Origin of the sequence: Sorangium sp. So ce1504 (assembly GCF_051521635.1) — a bacterium.
GTDB classification, from domain to species: Bacteria; Myxococcota_A; Polyangia; order Polyangiales; family Polyangiaceae; genus Sorangium; species Sorangium cellulosum_B.
Map to the genome: position 1 here is coordinate 3,015,002 of NZ_CP150365.1, position 24,875 is coordinate 3,039,876.

General features: G+C 70.2%; 20 protein-coding genes. 10 read left to right on the top strand and 10 right to left on the bottom strand.

Features of this window, described 5'->3' with window-relative positions; all coding sequences use genetic code 11:
* Nucleotides 1-405: 405 nt before the first annotated feature.
* From WMF39_RS11695 to WMF39_RS11725, 7 genes are all read left to right on the top strand, one after another.
* Nucleotides 406-1,587 carry a hypothetical protein gene (locus WMF39_RS11695; protein ID WP_437745611.1) on the top strand — a complete coding sequence of 394 codons (1,182 nt, stop codon included), beginning with the start codon at nt 406-408 and terminating at the stop codon, nt 1,585-1,587.
* Nucleotides 1,588-1,787: 200 nt separating this feature from the next.
* Nucleotides 1,788-2,903, top strand: coding sequence for a type III polyketide synthase (locus tag WMF39_RS11700; RefSeq protein ID WP_437745612.1), 1,116 nt, complete (start codon nt 1,788-1,790; stop codon nt 2,901-2,903).
* Nucleotides 2,904-2,907: 4 nt separating this feature from the next.
* Nucleotides 2,908-3,642, top strand: coding sequence for a methyltransferase domain-containing protein (locus tag WMF39_RS11705; RefSeq protein WP_437745613.1), 735 nt, complete (start codon nt 2,908-2,910; stop codon nt 3,640-3,642).
* Entirely contained in the window at nt 3,639-4,802 is a 1,164-nt protein-coding gene (locus tag WMF39_RS11710) for an NAD(P)/FAD-dependent oxidoreductase (protein WP_437745614.1), read from the top strand. The genes WMF39_RS11705 and WMF39_RS11710 overlap by 4 nt, the downstream gene beginning before the upstream one ends.
* A gap of 120 nt (nt 4,803-4,922) precedes the next feature.
* On the top strand, nt 4,923-5,621 hold the full coding sequence (locus tag WMF39_RS11715; protein WP_437745615.1) for an RNA polymerase sigma factor: 699 nt from the start codon (nt 4,923-4,925) through the stop codon (nt 5,619-5,621).
* Nucleotides 5,618-6,859 carry a FecR domain-containing protein gene (locus tag WMF39_RS11720; protein WP_437745616.1) on the top strand — a complete coding sequence of 414 codons (1,242 nt, stop codon included), beginning with the start codon at nt 5,618-5,620 and terminating at the stop codon, nt 6,857-6,859. The genes WMF39_RS11715 and WMF39_RS11720 overlap by 4 nt, the downstream gene beginning before the upstream one ends.
* A gap of 156 nt (nt 6,860-7,015) precedes the next feature.
* Nucleotides 7,016-8,158: a hypothetical protein gene (locus WMF39_RS11725; protein ID WP_437745617.1), complete on the top strand. Its 1,143-nt coding sequence runs from the start codon at nt 7,016-7,018 to the stop codon at nt 8,156-8,158.
* A gap of 317 nt (nt 8,159-8,475) precedes the next feature.
* On the opposite strand, the gene WMF39_RS11730 is transcribed toward WMF39_RS11725, so the two are convergent.
* Together WMF39_RS11730 and WMF39_RS11735 are read right to left on the bottom strand one after the other, a co-directional pair.
* The gene (locus tag WMF39_RS11730; protein WP_437745618.1) at nt 8,476-9,819 is read right to left on the bottom strand and encodes an endo-1,4-beta-xylanase; all 1,344 of its coding nucleotides are present in this window, start codon (nt 9,817-9,819) and stop codon (nt 8,476-8,478) included.
* A gap of 378 nt (nt 9,820-10,197) precedes the next feature.
* Nucleotides 10,198-11,031 carry an L-type lectin-domain containing protein gene (locus WMF39_RS11735; protein WP_437747965.1) on the bottom strand — a complete coding sequence of 278 codons (834 nt, stop codon included), beginning with the start codon at nt 11,029-11,031 and terminating at the stop codon, nt 10,198-10,200.
* 332 nt (nt 11,032-11,363) lie between these two features.
* Between WMF39_RS11735 and WMF39_RS11740 the strand changes: the two genes are divergently transcribed.
* The gene (locus WMF39_RS11740; protein WP_437745619.1) at nt 11,364-12,062 is read left to right on the top strand and encodes an alpha/beta hydrolase family protein; all 699 of its coding nucleotides are present in this window, start codon (nt 11,364-11,366) and stop codon (nt 12,060-12,062) included.
* Nucleotides 12,063-12,177: 115 nt separating this feature from the next.
* Here the strand turns inward: WMF39_RS11740 and WMF39_RS11745 are convergent, their stop codons facing one another.
* Entirely contained in the window at nt 12,178-13,308 is a 1,131-nt protein-coding gene (locus tag WMF39_RS11745) for a hypothetical protein (protein ID WP_437745620.1), read from the bottom strand.
* A gap of 879 nt (nt 13,309-14,187) precedes the next feature.
* On the opposite strand from WMF39_RS11745, the gene WMF39_RS11750 reads away from it, so the two are divergent.
* Together WMF39_RS11750 and WMF39_RS11755 are read left to right on the top strand one after the other, a co-directional pair.
* Nucleotides 14,188-14,685, top strand: a complete 498-nt coding sequence (locus tag WMF39_RS11750; RefSeq protein ID WP_437745621.1) for a hypothetical protein — start codon at nt 14,188-14,190, stop codon at nt 14,683-14,685.
* 370 nt (nt 14,686-15,055) lie between these two features.
* Nucleotides 15,056-15,556, top strand: coding sequence for a hypothetical protein (locus WMF39_RS11755; RefSeq protein WP_437745622.1), 501 nt, complete (start codon nt 15,056-15,058; stop codon nt 15,554-15,556).
* A 10-nt stretch (nt 15,557-15,566) separates the two neighbouring features.
* Here WMF39_RS11755 and WMF39_RS11760 read toward each other — a convergent pair whose 3' ends face one another.
* The 7 genes from WMF39_RS11760 to WMF39_RS11790 form a co-directional block, all read right to left on the bottom strand.
* On the bottom strand, nt 15,567-16,211 hold the full coding sequence (locus tag WMF39_RS11760) for a hypothetical protein (RefSeq protein WP_437745623.1): 645 nt from the start codon (nt 16,209-16,211) through the stop codon (nt 15,567-15,569).
* A gap of 3 nt (nt 16,212-16,214) precedes the next feature.
* Nucleotides 16,215-16,901, bottom strand: a complete 687-nt coding sequence (locus tag WMF39_RS11765) for a hypothetical protein (RefSeq protein ID WP_437745624.1) — start codon at nt 16,899-16,901, stop codon at nt 16,215-16,217.
* The gene (locus WMF39_RS11770; RefSeq protein ID WP_437745625.1) at nt 16,898-20,311 is read right to left on the bottom strand and encodes a DNA methyltransferase; all 3,414 of its coding nucleotides are present in this window, start codon (nt 20,309-20,311) and stop codon (nt 16,898-16,900) included. The genes WMF39_RS11765 and WMF39_RS11770 overlap by 4 nt, the downstream gene beginning before the upstream one ends.
* Nucleotides 20,312-20,748: 437 nt before the next feature.
* A complete protein-coding gene (locus WMF39_RS11775; RefSeq protein ID WP_437745626.1) occupies nt 20,749-21,564 on the bottom strand; it encodes an ExeA family protein in 816 nt (271 codons plus the stop codon).
* A complete protein-coding gene (locus WMF39_RS11780) occupies nt 21,561-22,931 on the bottom strand; it encodes a DDE-type integrase/transposase/recombinase (protein ID WP_437745627.1) in 1,371 nt (456 codons plus the stop codon). The genes WMF39_RS11775 and WMF39_RS11780 overlap by 4 nt, the downstream gene beginning before the upstream one ends.
* A gap of 118 nt (nt 22,932-23,049) precedes the next feature.
* Entirely contained in the window at nt 23,050-23,673 is a 624-nt protein-coding gene (locus WMF39_RS11785) for a hypothetical protein (protein WP_437745628.1), read from the bottom strand.
* A 469-nt stretch (nt 23,674-24,142) separates the two neighbouring features.
* A complete protein-coding gene (locus WMF39_RS11790; protein ID WP_437745629.1) occupies nt 24,143-24,529 on the bottom strand; it encodes a hypothetical protein in 387 nt (128 codons plus the stop codon).
* Between the last annotated feature and the right edge of the window lie 346 nt (nt 24,530-24,875).

Genomic DNA, 24,875 nt, shown 5'->3' on the forward strand with positions numbered 1-24,875 from the left:
GCGCTGCGGCGACGCCTACGTTCCCGGCGAGCCCGAGGCTCGGCGAAAGGAAGGCGCCCATGGCTCAGCACGAAATAGGGGGGAAAGCATCCTACGAACGTGACGTCCGGAGGGTCGTGCGGGGGATCTCGACGTGGCTGCAGGCAGCCAGGGCGGCGGGGAGAGCAACGACATCGAGCGCGTTGAGCGAGCGCCCGCGCAGTTGCGCAGCCGCGCGCGCAACGGCGCTCCACGGCCGGCGCGATGCCCAGGCTTTTCGGCCCGATCGCGCTGGCACACCCGTTGCCAATGGTCTGGACGGCGCCCGACGCAGGGGAGGGGAGAGCCGCTGTCGCCTCGACAGCGGAGCTCCGCCCTCGGGTCGTGCGGCCAGAGAAGGCCGCGATGGCAGCCATGGAGAAACACATGAAGACGAATCTGAAGATCGAATCGCTCCGCCGTGGTCCCCGGTCCGTTCTCGCGCTGCTCGTCGTGGCGGCCGCGCCGGCGTGCGCCGCCGTGCCGGCGGAGGAGCCCATGGTGGAAGATCCCGCGGGCGAGAGCGTTGACGCGAGCGAAGAAGCGTTGCGCTCGGGCGACGCCGCCGGCTGGGCTTTCTACAACGGATCCGGGCTCGTCCCGGTGCGATCGTTCAACTCGTCCGGGGGCGCGACGCGTGTTGCGAGCTCCGGCGTCGGGGTGTACACGGCCACGTTCGATGGCCTGAGCGGAAGCGGCGGCAACGTCCAGGTGAACGCGGCGGGTGGAGACGGCCAGCGGTGCAAGGTGGCCTCGTGGGGGACCGCCGGGGCGGCGCTCCAGGTCAACATCCGTTGCCACACGGCGGCTGGCCAGGCGGCGAACTCCCCCTTCGTCGTCTCGTATGCCCGCTTCGCGGGCGGCACGGCGGTCTCGAGCGACGGAGCCTATGTGTGGGTGGATCGGCCCAGCACCGATGTGTTCACCCCCTCGCCGACGTATCAGTGGGGCGCGCCGTCGACCGTCAACCGGACCCGCACGGGCCGCTACATCGTCACGCTCGCCGGGCAGGCGTCGGACGGCGGCTCCATGCTCGTGACGGCGTATGGGACCGGGGCCGAGTACTGCAAGACGGCGGAATGGCAGCGGGTGGGGACGGACACGGACGTCGAGGTGCGCTGCTTCGGTCCGGGCGGCGCGCCGGCGGACTCGCGCTTCTCGCTCAGGTACATCCGCGACGTGCGTGACGCGGCGACCGAGAGCGGCGGCTTCGTGTGGGCGCACGAGCCGACCGCGGCGAGCTACACGCCCTCGCTCACGTTCCAGCACCACCGCATCACGTCCGAGTGCAACGACATCACGGAGATCCTCACCGCGCAGCGGCTCTCGACCGGGCGTTATCTGATCAAATATCCGGAGATGGGCAGCGGCACAGCGGTCCCGAGCGGGGCGGCCCTGGCCACCGCGTACGGGACGGGTCCCGAATACTGCAACGTGACCGGCTGGAGCACTCCCGCCTCGGATCCGGACCTGCTCGACGTCGGTGTCCGGTGCTTCAACGCGAGCGGGTCTCTCGTGGACACGCAGTTCACGCAGACCTACTTCGCGAACCTGTTCCACGCCTGCTGACCTGCCGGGAGGCGGCCGTTTGGCGGCCGCCTCCCGGAAAGCGGGCGAAACCGCAGTCGGCAGCTGCGGGAACCAGCTGGGTCGACGTCGCGGACGCCACGTTCTCCCTCCGTCGGTCGGCGGCGCAACGCCGCAGGTGGCATGCTCCGTGCCTGCTTCTTGCGAGCGTGACCAATTTTAACGACTCACGAAGAGGCCTAGTGCACGGCGATGATGCCTGCCGAGGCCCGGACGCGAAGGGACGGCCGCCGGCAACCGCCTACATCAACCGCATTGCCACGGCCGTGCCGCCGCACGACGTGCACTCCTCTTTTGTCCGCTTCGCGAGCACGCTGTTCAGCGACGAGCGCAGCCGCGTGCTGTTCGGGCGGATGGCGGACAAGGCGCAGATTTCACACCGGTTCTCCGTGCTGGCCCCGAGCGTCGAGGTGGGCGGCGCCTCGGTCGACGCGGGGCGGTTCTACCTGCGCGGCAGCTTCCCGACGACCGCGGACCGCATGCGTTTGTACGAGAAGCACGCGCCGGAGCTGGCCGCGCAGGCCGTCTCCGGCCTCGACCTCGGGAGCGCGGCGCGCCGGATCACCCATGTCATCGTGACGTCGTGTACGGGCTTTTCCGCGCCGGGCATCGACCTCGAGCTCGTCGAGCGCTTCGGCCTCGATCCATCGGTCGAGCGCACGACGATCGGCTTCATGGGGTGTTATGCGGCGATCAACGCGCTGAAGCTCGCGCGGCATATCGTGCGGTCAGCGCCCGAGGCGCGCGTGCTCGTGGTGAACGTCGAGCTGTGCACGCTGCACCTGCAGGAGGCCATCGCCATGGATCAGATGCTGTCGTTCCTCCTGTTCGGCGACGGCTGCGCCGCGGCCGTGGTCAGCGCCGAGCCGATCGGGCTCGCGCTCGACCGGCTCCACGCCGTCGTGGTGCCCGGGACGCGCGAGCTCATCACGTGGAGCATCCGCGACCTCGGCTTCGAGATGTTCCTGTCCGGCCGCGTGCCGGGCGCGATCGACCGGGGGCTCAAGGCCGCCGCGGGCGCGATCCTGGACGGCGCCGCGCCAGGCGAGATCGACCTCTGGGCGGTGCACCCCGGCGGGCGGTCGGTGCTCGACGCGGTCGAGCGCGCGCTCGAGCTCGGGCCGGCGGCGCTCGCGGCGTCGCGCGACGTGCTCGCGCGCTTCGGCAACATGTCCTCGGCGACCCTCATGTTCGTGCTGCAGTCGATCGTCGCTGACGCGCGGCCGGGCATGCGCGGATGCGCCATGTCGTTCGGTCCAGGCTTGACCGCCGAGACGATGCTGTTTCATACGGACTAGACCGATGGGCGCCCTCGACTTCTCGCGTCGATCCACGCTCGACGAGCTGATGGATACCCAGCCCGTGGACTTCGAGGACTTCCGCGCTTGCCTCGTCGATCTGGCGCAGGTCAACCGGCTGACCCTCGCTCACCGGCCGACGTTCGCGTTCCTCGATCGCCTCGTCGCGCGCGGCCTGCGCGGCCTGCCCGAGAACCGGCCGCTGGAGGTGATCGACGTCGGCAGCGGCTACGGCGACATGCTGCGGGGGATCGACGCGTGGGCCAGAGAGCGCGGCATCGCCGTCTCGCTCACCGGCGTCGACCTCAACCCGTGGTCGCGCCGGTCGGCCGTCGAGGCGACTCCGCCGGGCCGGCCGATCACCTGGGTCACCGCCGACGCCTTCGCCTACGAGCCGCCCGGCGGCATCGACGTCGTGTTGAGCTCGCTCTTCACGCACCATCTCCCCGATCCGGTGGTCGTCCGTTTCCTGGCCTGGATGGAGGCGAAGGCGCGGCTCGGCTGGTTCATCAACGATCTGCACCGCCACCCGCTGCCCTATCACTTCTTCCGCCACCTCTCGCGCCTCGCAGGCTGGCACCGCTTCGTGCAGCACGATGGCCCGGTGTCGATCGCCCGCGCCTTCTCGGCGAGCGACTGGCGGCGTCTCATCGCCGAGGCCGGGCTCGATCCGCGCGCCGTCGAGGTTCGATGGTGGATGCCGTTCCGGCTCACCGCCGGGAGGCTCAAGGTCCCGTGAACGACGCTGTGGTCGTCGGAGGAGGCCTGGCCGGGGCGGCGGTCGCGCTGCTCCTTTCGCAGGCGGGGCGCGAGGTCGCGCTGATCGAGCGCGAGGCCTGCCCGGCGGACAAGGTCTGCGGCGAGTTCCTGTCGCGCGAGGCCGCGCTCTACCTTGCGTCGTTCGGGCTCGATCTGCCGGCGCTCGGCGCGGTGCCTATCGAGGCCGTGCGCCTGGTCGAGCGCGATCGGGTCGCGGCCGCCGCGCTGCCGTTCTCCGCGCTCAGCCTGTCGCGCCGCGTGCTCGACGAGGCGCTGCTCGCGCGCGCCGCAGCGGCGGGCGCGTCGATCCGGCGGGGCGTCCGGGTCCAGGCGCTCACGCGGGCGGGCGCGGGCTGGGGGGCGCGGCTCGAGGACGGCAGCGCGATCGAGGCGCGCGCCGCGTTCCTCGCGACCGGCAAGCACGACGTCCGGGGCCTGAGGCGGCCTTCCGGGCTGCAGGACGATCTCGTCGCCTTCAAGCTGCACTGGCGGCTGTCGCCTCGGCAGGCGGCGGAGCTCGACAGGCACGTGGAGCTCGTGCTGTTCGAGGGCGGTTATGCCGGTCTGCAGCCGGTCGAGGGCGGCCGGGCGAACCTCTGCCTCCTCGTCCGCAAGAGCCGCTTCGCCGCGCTCGGGCAGCGCTGGGACCGCCTCCTTTGCGCGATGCGCGAGGGGTCGCCGCACCTCGACGCGCGGCTCGCGGGCGCGGAGCCGTGCCGGGCGCGGCCGCTCGCGCTCTCGGCGATCCCGTACGGCCATGTCCAGCGCCGCGCGGACGGGATATGGCGCCTCGGCGATCAGGCGGCGGTCATCCCCTCCTTCTCTGGAGACGGCATGTCGATCGCGCTGCACAGCGCGCGGCTCGCGACCACGGCGTACCTCGAAGGGGCGAGCGCGGAGGCGTTCCAGCGCCGGCTCTCGCGCGACGTGCTCGGGCAGGTGCTGCTCGCGACCGGCCTCTCTCACGGCCTCGTGCGGCGGCCCGGCCAGGCGGCGCTCGGCGCGGCGGCGCGCCTTTGCCCGGGCCTCATGGCGGCCGTGGCCGGGCGCACGCGCGTGTCCGAGGCGGCGCTCGTGCGCGGAGGGCTGCCGGTCGCCGCGTTGGAGGGCGGGCTCGGGCCGCTCTGCGCGACACGCTAGAGCGACAAGGATCCCGGCCGGACTCCTCGCTGGCGAAACCAGGGAGGCGGCGCGGCGGGATCGAGGAAGATCCTCCGCCGTTCAGCCTGCTTTCGGGCGGACCGGCTACTGTGCATGAGCATGGGAACCGCCGAGCCACACCCCGCCAGCCGCCGGCTCAGGCTCGTCTCCGCCCAGGGCGCCGGGGGCCAGCCGTCGCCCGCGCCCGCGCCCGCCAGCGACGAGGAGATCCTGCTCGCCTTCCAGCGCGGCGAACGAGGGATCGGCCTGCGGCTCTACGAGCACCTGCTGCCGGTCGTCGACCGGACCCTGTACCGGATCCTGGGTTGCCGCGAGCAGGACCACGCCGACCTCGTGCAGGGCGCGTTCGAGCAGATCGTGAGCACACTTACCAAACACCGGTACGCGGGGGAGTGCAGCCTGGCGGGCTGGGCGTCCGTCATCGCCTGCCATGTCGGGCTGAGCGCGCTGCGCGCCCGCCGGCGCGAGCGGAAGGTCATCGATCGCACGCCGGGGTCGCCGGAGCCTGGCGCCGGGCCCGAGCCGCCCTCGCAGGGCGCCGACCCCGAGCGCGAGGTGAGCGCGCAGCGCGATCTCGAGGCCCTGCGCCAGCACATCGCGGCGATGGACGGCGACCGCGCGACCGCGCTGCTGCTCCACGCCATGGGCTATTCTCTCAAGGAAATCGCTGACTTGACCGGTGTTTCCGTGGCCGCGGCCCAGTCGCGGCTGTCGCGGGGGCGGCGGGAGCTCCAGGCGCGCTGTGAACCCGAGGCGGCGGCGCGACGCGACCCCGCTCGACCCGAGGAGCCACGATGAAGCAGGACGACGTTGACACCACCCCGGAGGATCGCGCCGCGGCGGCCGGCGTGGACGGCGTGGAGGCCTCGCTGCGGGCGCTGGTCGAGCAGCCGGTGCCGCCGCTGCCCAGGATCCAGGCGAGGTACCTCCAGCAGCGGATCGCCGGCCGCATCGACCAGCTCGTCGCCGACGCGGCGGAGCGGCGCGCCCGCGCCGCCCGGCGGAAGCGGGCCGCCGTGGCCGCGGCGGCGCTGGCGGCCGTCCTGGCCGCGGCGGCCGCCGGCGTCTTCATCGTGGTCCGGGCGCGCGACGCCCCGCCCGCCGCGGCGCAGGTGACGGCGCTCCAGGGCTCGGTCGAGATCGCGGCCGGGGGCGCGACCCGCTCGCCGCCGTCGCTCGCCCTCGTGCCGCTCGCGAGCGACGAGGAGCTCCGGACCGGCGAGGGCGCGCGGGCGAAGGCGTCGCTCGCGACGGGCGCCACCGTCGAGGTCGGGCCCTCGACGCGCGTGAGGTTCGCGCCGGCGGGCGCCGGGCGCGACCGCGCGGGTGACGTCGTCGCCCTCGAGCAGGGCAGGATCGCCGTCGACGTGCCGCCGCTGCCGGCAGGCACGAGCCTGTCGGTGCGCACGTCGGACGCCGTGGTCACGGTGCACGGGACGCGCTTCTCCGTCGAGCGGCGGCCCGATACAGCGGGAGAGCCCGCCGAGACGCGCGTGTCGGTCGTGGAAGGGCGGGTCGCCGTGCACCGCGGCGAGGTCGAGCGCTTCCTGAGCCCAGGCGAGACGTGGTCCTCCCGCGACGAGGAGCGCCGGTCGGACCGGCCCGCCGAGGGACGCCCGGGCGACGCGCCGGCGCCGCCTCGCGACCTCGGTCAGGACAGCGCCGCCGGCGAGGGCGGCAGGGGCGACGGGGCCGGCGAGGGCGGCGCGGGGGAGCCGCGCGCGCCGCGCGACGCGCGCCAGGCCTCGTCGCGCGCCTCGCTCACGGCCGAGAACGAGCTGCTCCAGGGCGCGATGGCGGCGCGGAGGCGCGGGCAGCCGAGGCGGGCGATCGAGCGGCTCGACCTCCTCCTCGGCCGCTACCCGGACTCGCCGCTCGCCGAGATCGCCCGCGTGGAGCGCCTGCGCGCGATCGAGATGCTCGGCGACAAGGACCGGACGGCGGCCGAGGCGCGCCGGTACCTCAAGGACTACCCGCAGGGCTTCGGGCGCGAGGAGGCCACGTCCGCCTCCCGCCCCGGCGGCGCTCGCCCCTGAGCGCCCGCGCGCGAGCCCGTCTCGATTTTTGACGAAACCCTGCCTGCTCCCGGCGCCTCCGGCGACCTTCACTTCATCGAGGAGATCATCGCGCCGGCGATCGGGTTCGCCGGCCGCGCTCCATGTCGTGCTTGCTTTCGAATTGGGAGGATCCCGATGCGTTCATTCGCGTTGACAGGGTGGTTCTGTGGTGGGCTGTTGTCGCTCGCGGCCTTCGGCTCGGGCTGTTCCCTATCGGGCACAGGAGGCGCAGACGGCCGCATCGTCTCCGGGGAAGACTGCGTCCCTTCGGACGACGAGGGCAGCGCGCCGGCGCCGAGCTTCCCGGGATCCGGCATGTCGGGCGCCGGCGATCCCATCACCGCGGATCTCGATCCGCTGTCGTGCGGCGCGAGCGCCCGGGGGGTCCCCGTGGACGGGACCGCCCAGGTCGACTGTTATTACACGAACAGCGACCCGACGACCCCGATGGCCTTCGTCGAGCGGGTCGTCGAGATCGCCGAGAGCGAGGAGCTCGTGCACGTGCGGCTGACGCTCAACCCCGCGTTCGTCGACAACACGTATGGCGAGACGGCCATCGGGTGGGGCGGCGGCGAGGAGCCCGGCGGCCCGCAGCCCGGCGGCCCGAAGCCCGGCGACGGGCCGAAGCCGAAGGGGCACGGGGGCCACACGTTCAAGGATCTCGTGGGCAGCGACAAGGCCCAGTTCCAGCTGACGAACGGGAAGGGAGAGCTCGTGCTCGACTTCTACGTCGACTATATCTCGGCCGACGAGGCGAGCCCCTCGGGTTATGCGTCGCTCGGCGTGCTCGGCGGAGAGGGCAAGATGCTCCTCGGAGACGCCGGCGCCGTCGTCGCGGCGACCACCTCGCTCGACCGCGATCTCAACGCGTGCGGGTACGGCGCGTACCTCGTCGACTCCCCGGAGACGGACGAGAACTACACCCCCAATTCGGAGACGCCGGACTGGGATTACCGCGTTGTTTACGACGTGTGGGTGAGCGCCTCGGCGTTCGGCTCGGCGGGCTTCGGCGACGCGACCATCAGCTATGTGCACGCCTCTCCGAGCAAGTACCCGTCGGACACGGTCACCGTGACGCCGGGGCCGTGCCCCACGCCGACGTGTGAGGGCGACGACCCGCCCGCCGGCGGCGGCGGGGGCAGCGATGCAGGTGAGGATCCGGGTGGAGGCGGGGAATGCAAGGAGTCGGGTGGGGAGTGCACGGCCAACGCGGACTGCTGCTCGGACAGCGACGTGTGCGTGAGCGGGGTGTGCGAGCCGATCGTGATCCCGCAGTGAGCCGGTGAACTCCCCGGCGCCGGCGCGCCAGCGCCGGGGAGGTGCTGACGAGCGCCTCGGCCTGAGGCATGCCCTTGAGCTCGGCGATCAACGCCCGGCGCTGCCGCTCGGTCAGCTCGGTATCGAGCACCTGGTACAGGGCGGCGATCGGGCTCGCGATCTCCCCCGAGTCATTCGGGAAGATTCACAGGGAGGCGGGGAGACGGGGAGCAAAATCCCATCAATCTCCCCGTCTCCCCGCCTCCCTGTTCAATTATTATCTAAGAATGTGACCTGGTGGCCCCCGGCGCCGTGGCCGCCGCGGCGCGCGGAGGATGCTACTTGCCCAGCAGGGCGTTCATCACCCTGTTGTAGGTCTCCTTCTTCCCGTACTGGTCGTTGAAGAGCAGCGACTGAGAGCTTTGCCCGTTGCACAGCGCCCCGCTCCAGCCGTTGAGCCACGACCTGCCGTCGTTGATCCCCCAGAAGGTGACGGCGGTGCACTTGGGCTCCTTGAAGCAGGCCGCGACAATGTCGTGGTAGTACGTGAGCTGCTCCTCCGCCGTGACCACGCCGCCGCAGCGGTTGATGTCCATCTCGGAGATCAGCACCTCCAGGCCCAGGTCGGTGAAGCGCTTCATGTTCGCCGCCACGTCCGCTCCACCGGCCTCGTTGTTCGGCGGCCCGATGTGCATCTGGAACCCGACGCCGTCGATCGGGACCCCCCGATCGACCATCCCCTTGACCATGTTGTAGACGAACTCGACCTTGTCGTTGCGCGCGTCGATGCTGTAATCGTTGTAATAGAGCTTGGCCTTCGGATCCTGCTCTCTCGCGATCTGGAAGGCGAGGTCGATGTACGATTCCCCGATCTGGTTGTAGAACACCGTGGGCCTCATGCGGGGATTGCCGACCCCGGTGTCGCTGTCGGTCTGGACGGCCTCGTTGACGACGTCCCAGTGGTCGAGCCGGTCCTTGAAGTGCCCCATGACCTGGGTGATGTGCCTGCGCATGGCCGCCTCGACGTTGGCCTTCCCGGTCATGGAGCTCATCCAGCCGGGCAGCTGGCTGTGCCACACCAGGGTGTGGCCCTTGACCTTCATGTTGTTCTGGCGCGCCCAGTTCACGATGTTGTCCGCGGAGCCCCAGCTGAAATTCCCCGCGCTGGGCTCGAGCGCGTCCCACTTCATCTCGTTCTCCGCCGTCACGTAGTTGTGCTCAGCGGCGGCGACGCGCTTGTAGTCGTTGTTACCGAGACCACCGCCGGAGATGGCCGCTCCGATCAGCAGCGGGGGGTTCGCCTTCTCACCGGCCTCCCTCAACGTGCTGGCGCTCGCCGCGGGGACTCTGGCGCTGGCGCCGCCGCCTGTACCATCGCTGCCGCCCGTGCCCTCGCCGCCGGCGCCGCTGCCGGTCGTCGCGCCGCCGCCGCTGCCGCTCGTCGCGCCGTTGCTGGCGCTCGTCGTGTCGCCGCTGCCGGTCGTCGCGCCGCTGCTGGCGCTCGTCTCGCCGCTGCCGGTCGTCGCGCCGCTGGGGGTGCCGCTCGTCGTGCCGCCGCTGGTGGTGCCGCCCGTCGCGCCGCCGGTGCCGGTCGTCTCCCCTCCATCGCCGTCACCGCTGTCCGAGCAGCCGGCTGCACACAGGAATGCCGAGAGGAGAAGCGTAAAGGGTGCTGATCTCATGCTCGCATGCTCCAAAGTAAAATGTATTTACAAACTCACGCGACCTGGTGCCTTGATCATCCGCGGGTCCACGTCGCGCGCGGGCGGCACCCGAGGTGGTGCCGAACCGGCAGTATATCGGCCGCTGTCTCCCAAGCATACAGCTTCACGAGGTGGACCCGAAGGATAAGGGGCTCCGGAAGGGAATTCCAGGGCCGTTCGAGAATTTTGACATGGGGATAATGTGCGCCCGAGACCGAGTCGGTAGGGCGCCCCACACGCGGCTCGCCGTGCTCCTGGGGTGCACCTGCTGCTGGGGCGCACCTGCTCCCCGGAACGAGCAGGAGGTCGCCGCAGACCTCGACGATCGCGCGACGAAACGTCCTTTGGCGCCGGCGTTCAGAGGCAGCGGGGAGAGGGGAAAGTGATCTTCACATTCCGGATCTCCTGGCGCGCGGTGGCGTCTCCCGTGCCGGCGGCGAAGCCATAAAAGAACTTCGACCCGACGGGGAAGCCGGGGATGGAGAACCCCTGGAACTGGCTTTTGCCGTCGATGATCAGGCTCACCTTGCCTTGGTTGAGCTCGACCTGCGCCGTATGGAACGCGCCGTCGCCGAGCGCGACGCCGCTCGTCCCCTGGCCCAGCGAGCCGAGGACGCCTCCGTCGCAAGGCTGCGTGAGATCGTCCACGCCCACGTGGTTCTTGTTGGAATCCGTGCAACCGAGGTTGTGGTAGGTGTCGATCTCGACGCCGTAGCCGGCGAGCCCGGCCATACCGAGGCCGCCGCCGGGCTCGCCGACGGCCGTCTCTCCTGTCGTCTGGAGCATGAAGCCCATCCCGTCGCCGCTGCCGAGGCGGAACTCGAACGTCGCGGTGAAGACGTCGGCGACGAGGGCATTCCGGTAAATGATGGTGCCAGCCTGGCCGTGTCTGGCCTCGGTGAGCACGCCAGTTAGCGTGTCGGCATCCCAGAAGGCGTCCCCATTGAAGGACCACCTGTCCGGCGGTGAGGCCATGTCCGCGGCGAGGCTCACGCCGCAGGCGGTTCCAGCGGGGCACGTGCCCTCGTCGCGCTGCCCATCACAATCGTTGTCGGCGAGGTCGCACACTTCCGGCGCCGGGACACACCCGGGGCCCGGCTCGTCGGGGCCTGGCGCTTCCGGGCCTGGCGCTTCCGGGCCTGGCTCCTCGAGGCCTGGCTCCTCGAGGATGTCGCTCCGACCGCCGCACATGGACACGGCGGCGGCGAGCGCCGGAAGCAGGAAGAGTGCCTTTGTGCGCGCTCGACGGCCTGCGCCTGCCGCCGCGTGTGAAGCGCGGAGTGGCTGTGAAGATTGCATGTGCTCTCGATCCTCAGCGCGACCGCGGAGCCCGTGGATGATGCAACACCCTCGCGCCAGCACGCCTGCGCGGCAGCCTACCAGATCGAGGCGAGCGCACCTCCAGGAATCCGGGGGGTTGAAGGTCGGGATCTTGCCGAGCACGACGCGGCCGCGCCCTCTCCGGGCGTTCGACCGGCGTGCGTCTCGACGAGCGGCGCCGGTCCATGGCATGGATGGGCCTCATGGCCGAGCGCTCCATCTCGATCCCGATCGTCGATAGCAGCCCTGTCTCGGGCGTGATCCACGTCCCGAGGACGCGGGCGAAGCGCTCCGGCGTGGCGGTCGTCCTCGGCCATGGCGCCGGCAACGACATGAACGCGCCCCTCGTTGTCGACGTCGCCGGGCGGCTTTTGGCGCGCGGGCACACCGTGCTCCGCTTCAATTTCGTCTACAAGGAGCTCGGCCGGAAGGCGCCCGATCGGCAGCCGCTCCTCGAGAAGGCGTTCGAGGCGGCGATCGAGAGGGCGCGCGAGGACGCGCCGGAGCGCCTCGTGATCGGCGGCAAATCGATGGGCGGGCGGATCGCGTCGCTCCTCGCGGCCCGCGGCGTCCGCGCGGACGGGCTGCTGTTCCTCGGCTATCCGCTCCACCCCGCGGGCAAGCGCTCCCCGCTCCGGGACGCGCACCTGCCCGCGATCCCCGCGCCGCTCCTGTTCCTTCAGGGCACGCGCGACCCGCTGTGTGATCTCGCGCTCCTCCGGCCCGTCCTGAAGCGCCTCGGGCAGCGGGCCAGCCTGCACGTGATCGAGGGGGGTGACCACTCGCTCGATCTCCTCAAGTCCGCGGGGCGGACCAGGGAGAGCGTGCTCGAGGAGATCGACCTGGCGATCGACGGTTGGCTGAAGGCGCGGGTCCTCGCCGCGCGCCCGAAGGCGCCGTGACGGCGAGGGCCCGCCGCACGGCGCGCCGGATCTCTGGAGGGCATGAGCTTTCGCATCTATGTGCTGGGGAGCCGATGAGCCGCCGCCGTCGTCGCGCTCGCGGCGCGGCGCGGCGTCAATTGATGATCGCCGGGTCCTCGATCGTGAAGCACTCGACCGACGACGCCGCGTATTTGATCGCGTTGTACCAGAACTGCGAGATCTGGAAGACCTGCCCCGCTGATCTCTCGTAGCATGGGCTGTTCGGGTCCGTGTACATCTGCGGATTGAGGCACGCGGCCGTCCCGCGCCACTGGCCCGAGTAAGTCACCCACTCGTCGCCGAACGCGACGACATGGCCCTTGCCGATCTCCTCGTGCACCGCGAAATTGTTCCTGCCGTCGGTGCTGTCGACGGTCGCGGTCGTCGATTTGATCGAGCGCGCGATGTAGGCGCCCACGCTCTGGATGTTCCTGCCGAGCGGCGTGTCCTGGTTCCAGGTGCCCACGCTCGTGGGGAGGTCGCCGCCGAGCGGCAGCGAGCCGCCCCAGCAGTTGCAGTTCGCGCAGCCGCTCCGCGCAGGATCCAGGAGGCCGTCGGCATTGAACTGGATGTCGGTGAACGAGAGGAGCTGGTTGGTCGCCGTGATGTCGTGGATGGTGCATCCCTGCCCATTGCACTGATAACCGCTCAGCGCGATGAGGCCGCCGCCGTTGTTGACCCAGTCCTTGAGCGCGTTCACCTCGTCCGGCGAGAACTGCCACGGCGCCCCGTCGTCGTTCTGGGCGCCCTTCGTCACCATCCACTGGAGGAGGATCACGTCGTACTTGGCGAGAAACTCCGCCGTGAGCGTGGGCTTCTCTCGGTTGTAGTTGTCGACCTGGGCCGTGCTCTGCGTGTTGAGCCAATCCTGGAGCGCCGTGGTGCTGTCGCTGCTGCACGGGCCCCAGACGCCTTCGCGGCCGATCGACGCGATGTTGATGCAGGTGCAGTTGCCCGCGTCGTCGCAGGTCGTCTGGTGACCGGCGTCGGGCGGCGGGTCGCCGCCCGGCCCCGTGCTCGTCAGCCCGATCTCGCCGCCGATATCGTCGCCGGTGCTGGTGCTGCTGACGCTGCTGGTGCTGCTGCCGCCGGCGCCGCCGGCGCCCTGGCCGACCGCGCCATTCCCCGTGGTGTTGCCGTTGCCGCTTGATGAACAGGCGATGACGGGCAGCCAGAGCGCTGCGAGCACAGCGCAGCAACGCGTCGCGAAATGAAGTCTTGTCATGATCCATGAGACTACCACTCCCCGCGCCTGGCTGGAGATCCAAAATCATGCGGAGGCTCTCCACCCGAAGCGCTGCAGGCTGCTTGATTTCCAGCTCCAGCCGCGCGAGCTCCCTGCGCGATAGCTCCGGCGTGAGAGTCGCCCATGCTCGACCGGCCGGACAGGCGCGAGCAACGACACGAGCGTGGCGATCGACCCTCGCGGTGTCTTGGGGGCAGCCATGCGCACGTGTGGCTGAGGGTGCGTGTGGTGTGGGCGAAAGAAGGCGGTGTTAGAGGAACGGTCGGGAGTGCGGGCGCCGGAAGCGTGCTACGCGGTTTCGTGAGCTCTCGCAGGGCTTGCGTTTGGCACACAGCGTCAGACGTCGACGCCCCGGGTCGGCCGGGAGAATTGAAGCTCTCCCGGAGGGGGTCGATACCTTGCCGGAGAGTTGAAATTCGATCTGGAGGGTGTCGACAAGGCGGTGGCCGGGTCAGGTCGGTACGGGCGGACGGATACGCCGGAATACGCAATGAAGGATTCCATTTGGGCGAAATCCTTGAGACGAGCGGCTGTGATGCCTGACCCCCGTCTGTGTTTCACAGGCTGCGAGGTAGGGCGGCGCTGCCGAGAGCGCGGCGGTCGACGCGGCAGCGCGCGACGACGCGAGCTCGTCCCGAAATGTGCCTCGGATTCGACAGCAATGTCGCTGCGGAGCTCGACGAGACTGCCGCAAACGTTGCCGCGACCGAGCCAGTCGTTTATGTCTGGGAGGGGCCTCTCTGGGAGGGCCGGCGCTTGCCGGATGCGTTGAGAGGCCCTTCGCGACGCACGCCAAGGTCCAGAGTGTCGTCCCCTCGAGGAGATTTTCTCATGTGGCGCCATGAATTGAGGAACTGGGTGGCTGCCTGGATCACCCGGACGGCGGTTCGGCCGGCATCGATGGTCATCGCCGCTGCTGCCGCGGCGTTCGCCGCTGCGGGCTGTACGTTCGGCGATGACCCGCAGAGGGCGCAGCCCATCGTCGGGAACTGGTTCGATCAGCACTGCATCCCCGCGGAGTGCTTGCTCGAATGTTGCCAGGGGTGGAGTTATTCTAGAAAGCCGCTCCTCCACGGAGGACAGTGGTATGGCACTCAGTGCGAGAACGTTCGGAGTAAAAATGCTGCCTATTCGGAGTACGTTTCTCTGATGTTGGACGTCCAGAATTGGTGCACTGAGGACTTTACCTACTTCGAGTCGGGATACTGTGCAGTCGTTGAGCCCCCCGACGTCGTCAAAGAGTTCGGCCCCGATGGACAGCCCGTGTATGCGGGGTTGAGCTTCTTGGTCTGCCCGCCGAGGGGACAGCCAGCGGCGCACCCGATGGAGGATGTGGAGATCATCCCCGAGGAGTGAGGGGGTAGTGATGGTCATGCCTGCGCGCATCCTCGCGACCGCCATCATCGTCGCCTCCGCCTTCGTCCGACCCTCGAAGGTCTTTGCCCACGAGGGCCCCTGCACGGCCCCCGAGCCCTTCAACGGGTTCTGGGGCGGTGGGCAGGTTCAAGTGAGAGAGCGCGTGGCGGGAATTCCGCTCCTCGCCACGACACGCTTATGGTACAGGCAGATACGATACTCTCCCTGCGCCAGCGGGATTCCCGTGTTCCCTCCTGGGGTCGGCGAAGCGAGCATCAGCGTGGGGGTCCCTCTCTTCGACAACCGGCGCGGCGGGTTGCTTCTGCAAATGGCCGCCCGGGGGCAGGGCTCGCAGAGGTCGAACGAACCCGTGAGCGGTGTCATCACGGGCGCACCCGCCACCGCGGGCCACATCAACCTTTGGGAGACCTCGCTGCCGTTGATCCAGCTCACGGGGGCTGTGTCGGCGGCCATCATGCCGCAGTCCTCAGACGTTCCCCTGTCGATTGCGTATTTGGGCGGTGTGCGGTTCTACGCTCTTCATAACAAGCACGCGCAAGCGAACTTGGGGATCATGGTCGGCGGCAAGAATGCTGTTGTCAACGCTGTCCCCTCGCTCGCGGTCCGGGGCAGCGAGCTGGCGATATGGAGTCATAAGGTTGCGATCGGATTAGAGCTCCGCTCACCCATCGAGTTCTCTGGTGGCCCGATACCCGTTCGGTGGCGGCTCTGGGGCGCCTTGACCTTCGCGCTCGACAAGCTGGAAGACCACGCGCGCGACACGCAAACGCACCGGCCTTCCTTCGACCTGGTCCGTTCACCCGTCGAAGCCGCCCCACCCACCCAGACGGCCTGGGAGATGACATTGTGATCACCTCCGTTCATTCGGCAGACAGTCCGAATCTTTTGCGGCATCTGCGGAATGTCTCTTGCACCTCGTTGGTCAAGTTGTTCTTTGTCTTAATTGCGCGGTTTTGTTGTGACTGTGAGATTCTGAATTTTTCTTCTTGCGTTAGCTCGTCTTCGTTCAGATGTTCTGGAAAGCCCTCGAATTTTGAGCACTTTTCGAGGCTATTGACGAGAAACTCTCCAACCCCCGCCTCGTCCACGCATGACGCGCTGTATGTCAAGACGAACAGCAAGTTGCTGTGATCTGTGATGGTGCCGCAAACATGGGCATTGGCCAAGGTCTCTCGTGTTATGCATTCCTTTACCTCCTTTTGCAGCGCCTCGACCTTGGCGGTCTTCTCCGATCCGGCGTCGTCCGATTCTCCCGGAGGAGACGCCGCCGTGGCCGGCGGGATGGCTGTCGGTTTCGCGCGCGCTCTCAATTCTCGTCGGCACGCAGCGAGCGCTCGCTTCACCTCCGCATCAGGGATGGACGCCGCGCTCTTGTCCATGGCTGGAGGTCTGCGCTCCCTCGTCGCCCAGCCGACCAGCACGCCACCACCAAAGACGAGGCCGAGCACGGCCACCGCGATGAGGAGACGAACCATGAGGCCAGCGCTCTTGGGGCGTTCGCTCATGCGTCAATCTCCCTGAGGCTTCGGGGCCTGCTTCGGCATCGGAGGGAGCTTCGGGGGCGTCTCCGTGCACGTCCAGACGAACTCTTTCAGGCTGCGGAGCAGATCGTCTTCGGTGAGCGTCTCACGAACCCGGATCGCCTCGGCGACGAGGCTCGATTCTTTCTTCGTGAGCTCGTTCGCGCGAAAATACGCGGGAACATCCGAAAGCGCCGCGCAGCTCTCGAAGTTCTTCTCGATGAGATCGGCAGACCTGGACTTCGGCCCGCACATCAATCCATCCTTGGGCAAAGCCATCAGCGCTTTGAACTGGCGAGCCGCGGCGCTGCAAAGCTCAGCGTCGACCAGGAACTCGCTTTTCCTGCACCGTTTCAGCTCCACCTCGAGCTCATCCACGGTGGCCGCTCGTTCGGGAGTACCTTGTCTCTCTTCCCCCGGAGGAGCCTCGGCCGCCGAGGCGGTCGCTCGCGGCTCCGAACGCGCTGCCAGCTCTTCTCGACATGCAGCGAGCGCTCTCCGGTCTCTCCGCACCCAGGGATCCGAAGGAGGCTCCGCTCTCTTCTCCTTCGCTGGCGGCCTCCGGTCCAGGAGGGATCTGCCGACCAGTACGCCAGAGCCGAAGGCAGGGACGAGCAAAAGCGTCGCTGCGAGAACACGAATGACGTGACCCGTTTTCTTGGCGTTCTCCGTCACGACCCGCCCTCTGCTCCAGCCTGCTTTTCCTCCGCGGCGCGCGCCTCGTTCAGCGCGAACAGCCGGTCGATCAGCGCGTCCTCGAACGCGCTCCGCGCCTGCCGCTCTCCCGGGCTCGCGGGCGCCGCGTACGGGGGGACCTCCACGCCGTCGAACCCGTAGGCCGCCAGGACGGCCCGGTCCATCTCCTCGTGGAGGCCGCGCAGCTCGACGATGCTCGGCTCGTTGCACCTTGGGTCCTTGATGAGGTTGTACGTCTCCGTCAGCCCCAGCCGCGACGCCAGCATCCACCGCGCGCGGGCCGCGTAGAGGCGCTCGCCGGCGGCCTCGACGCGGCCGCCCTCGGCGAGGTGGTCCGGGCGAGGGAAGGGGAACGTCTCCACGCAGTCCGACGGCGCGTACCGGAGGCCCTCTCCCATCGTCGAGGAGAGCAGCCGTGCCCACGTCTCGTGCGCGCGCGACTGGAGGACGGCGAAGCGCGCATGGTCGTCGATCGCGAACACACACAGCTGGTCCGAGAACGTCCGGCCCGCGGGCTGGAAGGCGAAGCACAGGTGCTTCGTCACCCGCGCCGCGACGAGGCACCGCTCGAGCGGCGCGATCCTGCGCCGGAGCTCAGGCCGCGTGTTGGCGAACTGCCACCAGCGCGCCCGGTGGCCGGCGTCGATCCCGGTGCCCTTCAGGCGATCCCGCGCCGGCTTCACCCGGCTCCGCACGATCGAGAGCAGCGCGGGCCACCGGCCGGCCTCCTCGAGCCCGCGCTCGCCGAAGTCGATCACGTGACGGTGCGGGCTGTGCGAAGGGGACGAGTTGACCTCCTCGCCGCCGAGGAACGGGCGGAGCACCTCGCCGGCCGCAGGATCACCCGCGGAGAGCGCCCGCGCCTCGCCCTCGGTCAGGACGAAGCCGTCGCCCCGGAGGAAGCAGCCGATGAAGCACAGATCCCGGCTGGCCCCGAGCGGGCGCGGGTCGGGGCGCTCGGGCATCGCGCGCAGGTGCGAGTTGATGTGGCCCACGGGCACGCCGTCGAGCCGCGGCGGCGGCACGCCGTCGCCCGGCGACATGCCCAGCGCGAGGTGGACGACGGCGACGTGGACCGCGGCGTCTCCAGGCCACGGGACGCTGCGCACGGCGTGGTAGATGATCGCGCCCCCCGCCTCGACGAGCGGCCTGAGGCCCGAACGCCGGGTGTCGCCCTGAGCTATCGTGTTCGTGGCGATGAGCCCCACCGTCCCGCGGCGCCCGAGCAGCGCGGCCGCGCGGCGGAAGAAGTGGGCCGCCAGATCGGTGTTCTTCGTGGCGCCGTGCAGCTGCTCGAGCCACGCGGCGTAGAGCTCGCCGTGATCCGTCGAGATCCGCTTCCCGCCCAGGAACGGCGGGTTCCCGACGAACGCGCCGAGCCGCGCCGGCCGCGGCTCGCGGGCGCCGCGCGGCCCGTCCGGGCGCGGCTCCTCGAACACCTCCGGGAGCTCCAGCGGCCAGTGGAACGCGGGCAGCGGCGGCGGCCCCCCGGGCGTCCCCTCGCGGAGCGCCCGCTGCATCGACAGGAGCTCTTCCGAAGGCGGCCCGCCGCCGCGGAGCCATGCGATCGCGAGCTCGGCCCGCCGATCGCGCTCCTTCAGCCGGTCACGGTCCTTCTCGTGCGCGAAGAACGCCCCCACGACGAGGTCGCCGAGCAGCCGCGCCCGGGCGATCGCCTCGTCCGCCTCCTCGGCGAGCCGCGCTCGCCGGCGCGCGGCGTCGGCGTCGTCGCCTTCCGGGACGCCCGGCCCTCCCGGGTTTCGCAGGCTCGCCGGGAGCTGCGCTTCGTCGCCTTCCGGGACGTCCGACCCTCCCGGGTCTCGCAGCCTCGCCGGATGCTCCGCCTCCTCGGCGAGCCGCCGCCGCAGCTCGAGCGCCCGCGCCAGCGCGGCGTCTATCGCCTCGCAGAACGGCGGCGCCGGCGCCGCGGGCTTCCAGTGGAAGCCGCGCAGCTGGGCAAGGTCGAGGCCGACGAGCGAGTCGCCGTGCCGGAGGGCGTGATCGACGAACGTGAACGGCTCGTCCTGCGCGCGCGTCACGAGCCAGAGCGACAGCCTCGCCAGGCTCACCGCGAAGGGGTTCTTGTCGGCGCCGTAGAGGCAGCGCCGCGCGACGAGCCGCCGCGCGTGGCTCACGGCGCCCTCGCCCTGCAGGGCGAGCCGCGCCGCCGCCGCCGCGTCGCCGCGCGCGGCCTCGCGCGTCCAGGCGGCCACCACCTGGTCGGCCAGGTACCGGCACGCCTCCATGAGGAACGCGCCGGAGCCCATCGCCGGATCGCAGATCGCGAGCCGGAGGAGCGCCTCGGACGCGGGCTCCTCGCCCAGCTGCCGGAGCAGCGGCTCGAGCGTCCGCGCGACGATCGGCGCGGACAGGCTCCTCGGGGTGTAATGCGAGCTCGTCCGCCGCCGCTCGGCGATCGGCTGGAGGAACAGCCGCCCCGCCCCGAGCACGTCGGTGTCCCTCGCGCGCAGCGGTCCGAGCGCCTCGAGGACGCCGGCCGCGGTCTCCGCGGCGACGAGCGCCTCCCCGAGCTTTCCCGCCTCCCGCCGCGAGATGCCCGCCCGCTCGGCGAGCCACGCCGCCCGTCGCGCCGTCGGCTGCGCGAGCGCCTCGGCCGCGCCCACCCAGACCCTGTCGGGCCGGAGGCACACCGTCGGTCCGGCGGCGCGCTCGACCCGGTAGCCCATGAGCGCCTCGTAGAGGCCGCCGAGCTGCTCGACGTCGATCGCCCGGTACGACAGCGGGCGCCCATCGAGCACGAGGAGCCGCTCGAGCACCGCGTGCACCGTGCCGTCGTCCACCGACGGCGCGCGCGGCGCCGCGGGGTCGTCCGGGGCCGCGTGTATCCGCGGCCTCGCGCGGTCCTCCGGCGGCCTCGCGCGCTCCCCCGGCCCCGCGTGTGCCGCCGGCCCCGCGTGCTCCAGGAACGGGTATCGCTCGGGGTCGAAGAGCTGCCCTCCTCGCGCTGGCAGGGTCAGCTCGGGGCGGCGGAGCCCGTGGAACACGGCGCGGAAGAGCGCGACGAGCCGTGGCCACGCCCCGAAGCGCCGCCGCAACGCGCCCGGGCGCGCGCCGCGCTCCGCCGCGAGCTCCTGGAAGAGCGGGCGCACGCCGAGGTGCGCCGCGTAGTACGGGTCCGAGGCCGGCAGGAGCCCGCGGTCCTCGGCGTGCAGCAGGAACACGAGCCGGAGGATCGCGGTGAGCAGGCCGCCGTGGAGGTGCTCCGGGCCGCGGGCGAGCGCGTCCTCGAGCGCGCCCGCCCCGTCGCGCTCGGCCGCGTCCTCGAAGCCGCGGAGCAGGACGCCGAGCGCGTCGAAGGCCCGCTCCGCGAGCGCGCCCGCGACGTCTGCCTGCTGCGCCCTGCTGTCCCCGGGGACGGGCTGATCCATGCCGAGCGCCCGGAGTGTACGCGAGCGCCGCGCGGTCCGCTGCAGGTTTTACCTGCGCGCGGCGTTCAGGGCTTGATCTTCGCCGCGAACGCTCGTGTGACCGCCGGCCTCGCCTTGATCGCCTGCTCCCAGCGCGCGAGGTTCGGATAGGGCTCGATCGCTACCCCCATGCGCGCGGCCCCGGAGATCCACGGTGTTGACGCTCAGGCTGATTGATGGCGTTGCGCGCCGCCTGGTTGATGGCCATCACGAGCCTGCGCGGGCGAGGTTGAGGAGGGCGATGGCCATCACCCGCCTGCACGGGCCGCGCCGCTGGGCGATGGCCATCTCCGGCGCACGGGGGCCCGCAACGCGCGATGGCCATCGCGTCGGATGACCCGTAGGCGCCGACGGCGCGATGGCTGCCGGCGCCTGCCACGCGTGAGCGTAGACGCCGTTCAGTCGGCGTCACTTTTCACGTCGCCGATCACCCGGGCCATGACGTCCCGCTCGACGAGCTTCTTTTTCCGCCGAGCCGACTCGCGCAGCGCGGCGGTGGCCACGCGGTCGATCTCGCGCAGGCTCGAGCCGGCGGCCTCGTGCAGCGAGGTCAGCGCCTCGGAGGTAAAGAGATCGCGATCGCAGCCGGCACGGCCGAGCCGCAGGCGGACATACTCGCTCGTATCATCCGCCGTCATCGGTCCGATCGACAGGCGCCGGTCGATCCGCGAGTACAGGGAGCGGTTCTTGCGCAGCTCAAGCCGGTCCTTGAGGTCGGGCAGCCCCACCAGAATCAGACTCAGCAGCGCCCGGCTGTCCCATTCGTAATTTGCCAAGATGTGAAGATGGTCCAACGTGTCCTGATGAAGTAGGTGCGCCTCGTCGAGCAGAAAGACCGGGTGAATCCGTTCTCGTCCGAGGTTCTCGACGTGCGCGCTGATCGCGTAGAAGACGGCGGCCGCGGTCGCAGCAGGGGTCAGGCCGAGGGCCTGGCAGAGCTGCCGGTAGAAGTCGCGGCGTCCGAGCGTGGCGTTGTGGCAGTAGGTCAGGCGGAATCCGGCCTGCGGCAAGCGATGGCGCAGCGCGCGCAGCACGCACGTCTTGCCGGCGCCCGGCTCGCCGACGAGCAGCACCTGGGAGCGCTCGTGGACCGCGTCGCACAGCTCCTCGACGAGCTCATGTTTCGAGGGCGGCAGCCAGAGGTCGCTGTCCGGGATCTCCTTGGAGAAGGGCGACTCGGAGAGCCCGAAGAATCGGATGAAAGACTCGCTCATCGAGCACCTCCCTCGGAGCTGTCGTCGGGATCCGAGGCCTCCGGCCTTTCGCTTCCAGCCCGCAGCAGCGCCCTCGTCGGAGCGAAGTCGGTGGGGCGGCTCGGCCCTTGTGAGAGCGGACCGCTGCGTGGCGGCCGCCGGCGCCGCGCGTTCTTCGCCGGATCGAGGCGGCGGAGCGGCAGGCGCTTGCCCTCGTGCTCGACCCACGGGGTCGCGTCCGGGGCGACGTGACAATGAGCCACTGTGACGAGCTGGCCAGCCAGGTAGCCCTGGTCGAGCTCCCACGCTTCGCCGTCGATGGAGATCACATTGTCGCTGGACACGCGCCGCCGGCTGCGCTCGGTCAGCGCGGCGCGCAGCGCCCGCTCCTCGACCGCGCCCTCGCCGGCGGGCTTTTGCGCGTACAGCTTCGCGGGGCTCTTGCCCATGAGCCCGGCGTGCGGCGCCGCGTGATAACGCCGTTCGAGGAAGGCCTTGAGCCGTGCGTCGATGTCCTTGAGCGACGCGACCTCGCCGAGGAAGCTCAGGCACCCCTCGCGCAACGTCCGCCAGAAGCGCTCCATCTTGCCGCGCGCCTGCGGGTCATAGGGCTTCGCATGCAGCAGGGTGATACCGAGTCGCGAGCACGCCGTCCGGAGGACTTCGCCCCGGTAGGTGGAGCCATTGTCCAGGTAAAGGGCATCCGGTTTGCCGTGACGGCGAAGCGCGTCCACGAGCAGCCCGAGCATGTCGACCTCCCTCTCGGTCGAGTGCGCCTCGAGCGCGACGACGTAGCGAGAGGCATCGTCGAGCAAGCCATGGATGCGGACAGGCACCGTCCGACCGCCCATGTTGCACTGCGGCAGGTGGCAGACGTCACCGTGCCAGAGCGCTCCGGGCCGCTCGGCCTGCCAGCGCAGCCGTGTCCTCGGCTGTTGCTCCGAGCGCTCCGCCCGACGCGACAGACCCGCCGCCGCATACAACCGTCGCACTGTCGGCGCCGAGACCTGGGCCGGATCGATGCGCCCCTCGTCGACGAGCGTGCTCAGGATGAGCGACACCGAGGCGGCGGGATGCTCGCGCCGGATGTCGAGCAAGAGCTCGCGCAGCTCGGCGCGCAGCTCCTGCGCGAAGCCGCGATCGGAGCGCGGCTCGGGACGAAGGCCGGCGAGGCCTGCGGCGCGGTACGCGTACAGCCAGCGCTCGAGCGTGGGGACCGAATAGGTGCGCGTGCTGTCGGCGCCCGGCGGCCGGAAGCGCTGGGCGCTCAAGGCGCGCAGCTCGGCGGCGAGCCGTCCGCGGCCGAGCTCGCGGTGCATGACGGGGCCGATGACCGAAGCGCGAAAGATCGCGACGGCCTCGGCGTGATCGGCAGGTCCGAGATCCATATCGAAGGGTCCTTTCTGCGCCCTGCGGCGCGGGGCCCTTGTGCGCCACCGAGGCTCGTCGAGGGAGGGATCCTCTCGGGTGGGCCTTGTTCTCTGGGCTCGTCGCTGACAGCCGCTCTCACGCTGCGTGCGCGGCGCCGAGGAACGCTCGGTGCTCCAGCGCTTCGCCCCGGGAGGTCGGATCCGCGTAGGCGGCGAGCGAGGCCGCCGCGCTCGCTGCCACGCGGCGCAGCATCGCGCCGGGATCAGACGACGGCAGTGCGGGAAAGAGGCGTCGATGCGCGACGTCGCGCGTCCAGCGGCGGAGCGTGGCCCAGCCGGTGAAGGCCGTGGCGCCCAGGATCGTCTGCGGGCTGATCCGCCGGCGCACCTCGCGGGCGGTCGCCAGCACGAGCCCGTAGAGCGCAAGAGCGAAGCCGATCGCCGCGGCGCTGTAGTGCCGCCGCGGCAGCAGCTCGCGTGGACCGACGAGGATCACCGCCCCGCAGGGCAGGCAGCGGTAGCGGCGCAGCTGGAGCACGAGAAGAACGGCGGGCGCGTTCGGGCCGGCCGGGCCACGCACCTGCCGCTCGCGAAGGCCATGGCCGTGGAGGCCAAGAGGTCCCCCGACGGGCTGGCTCGCCGCTCCGCACGCAGGGCAGCGAGCGGGGCGCACCGCCTCGACCGTGGGCACCTGCTGCTGCCAGCTCTTGATATCGAGCGCGCTGTGGACGAGACTGTGACCGCTTCGATTCCTCGACACGCGAACCGGAGCACGACGAGGAGGTTGTCCGCCAAGACTGGGCCTCCTCGTCGCCTTTTGTGGCTGGCACCGCGCCGATGCTCCGCTCCCACTCCGCGGCCGCTCCTACACCCGTGGGCGGCGGGAAAAGCGACGATGAGCATGACAATTTCGGTCGGCACGAAGCAATGCATCTCGGCGTGGCAAGCCGGGGCGGCGACGCGAACGTCCGCGTTACCCATGATCTGAGAAAAAGCGCAGGGAGGAGCAGACGGCGTGAGAATTTGAGATAGGTCACGGGAATGCATCCGGCGGGCACGAGGAGGCGCCCCTGCACTCACGGTGGACGATGCCTCGTGCGGGGATGCGTACCCTCCTCCATCAAGGAGCTTGAGCGAGATGTCGGCCTGAAGCCCTATTGAGGCTGGGCGCTAACAGGAGGGCGTGAGCCGCCGGCGGCGCGCGACGTAAGGATGGAACGACGCTCGCCTCAACGGTTGCAGCAGAGCACGTGCGTGTCACCGGGTACGATTTCCCCGCTCACCACCGTGGAATCGGTCGAGGGGGCGCAGGTAGGCTCGTCCTTTGTGAAGATCGACCGTACCGCGCCGATTCGCCCCTGAATGGTGTTCGTGCAGAGCGGCTTATCCAGCCCGGAGATGAGAACGGATCCGAGATCTTCGGAGCAGTCTACCTGCCGGTGCAACGTGGTCTGCACGCGGCAATCGCCGAGGCTCGGCTCGCCACAGGAGCACGGGCTGCACTTGCGCGTGTCGTTGTAGATGGGGAACTCCCACTGTATCTCGTGGCCGGCCCAGCACTCTCCGTTCGGCTGCGGCGGATAACAACGGCTGAACGACGTGAACACGACTTCCATGTCTGGACCACAAGCCCGGACGAAGTGCATGTTTGTGTGCCGCAACGCAGGAACCTCGGGGATAGGTTGGCAGTCCGTCGCAATAGGATAGTCGAAGCTCACAAAGGCATAGGAATCGCTGGGAATGGACTCGGGAAGAGGAAAACAGGTCCCATTCCAGGCGCTGCCCGGATCGATCGTGGCTACGGCGTCGCTGAGGGCGCAAACGGACGAGGAGTGTACGCGCACTGTGTGAGGGAGCACGCACCGCGACGGTCCACACGTGCAGGGCTCGCATTCTTCCTGCCCGGGCGTCCCCATCCACCCTTCCCACAAGAGGTTGCCGTCGCCGTGCGGGTCGCATCGC

Excerpts from the sequence above, each read along its gene's own strand:
- WMF39_RS11730 (WP_437745618.1), bottom strand. The coding sequence starts at position 9,819 with ATGAGATCAGCACCCTTTACGCTTCTCCTCTCGGCATTCCTGTGTGCA.
- WMF39_RS11735 (WP_437747965.1), bottom strand. The coding sequence starts at position 11,031 with ATGTGCGGCGGTCGGAGCGACATCCTCGAGGAGCCAGGCCTCGAGGAG.
- WMF39_RS11740 (WP_437745619.1), top strand. The coding sequence starts at position 11,364 with ATGGCCGAGCGCTCCATCTCGATCCCGATCGTCGATAGCAGCCCTGTC.
- WMF39_RS11760 (WP_437745623.1), bottom strand. The coding sequence starts at position 16,211 with ATGAGCGAACGCCCCAAGAGCGCTGGCCTCATGGTTCGTCTCCTCATC.
- WMF39_RS11695 (WP_437745611.1), top strand. The coding sequence starts at position 406 with ATGAAGACGAATCTGAAGATCGAATCGCTCCGCCGTGGTCCCCGGTCC.
- WMF39_RS11705 (WP_437745613.1), top strand. The coding sequence starts at position 2,908 with ATGGGCGCCCTCGACTTCTCGCGTCGATCCACGCTCGACGAGCTGATG.
- WMF39_RS11720 (WP_437745616.1), top strand. The coding sequence starts at position 5,618 with ATGAAGCAGGACGACGTTGACACCACCCCGGAGGATCGCGCCGCGGCG.
- WMF39_RS11775 (WP_437745626.1), bottom strand. The coding sequence starts at position 21,564 with ATGAGCGAGTCTTTCATCCGATTCTTCGGGCTCTCCGAGTCGCCCTTC.
- WMF39_RS11790 (WP_437745629.1), bottom strand. The coding sequence starts at position 24,529 with ATGGAAGTCGTGTTCACGTCGTTCAGCCGTTGTTATCCGCCGCAGCCG.
- WMF39_RS11725 (WP_437745617.1), top strand. The coding sequence starts at position 7,016 with ATGCGTTCATTCGCGTTGACAGGGTGGTTCTGTGGTGGGCTGTTGTCG.
- WMF39_RS11770 (WP_437745625.1), bottom strand. The coding sequence starts at position 20,311 with ATGGATCAGCCCGTCCCCGGGGACAGCAGGGCGCAGCAGGCAGACGTC.
- WMF39_RS11780 (WP_437745627.1), bottom strand. The coding sequence starts at position 22,931 with ATGGATCTCGGACCTGCCGATCACGCCGAGGCCGTCGCGATCTTTCGC.
- WMF39_RS11715 (WP_437745615.1), top strand. The coding sequence starts at position 4,923 with ATGGGAACCGCCGAGCCACACCCCGCCAGCCGCCGGCTCAGGCTCGTC.
- WMF39_RS11745 (WP_437745620.1), bottom strand. The coding sequence starts at position 13,308 with ATGACAAGACTTCATTTCGCGACGCGTTGCTGCGCTGTGCTCGCAGCG.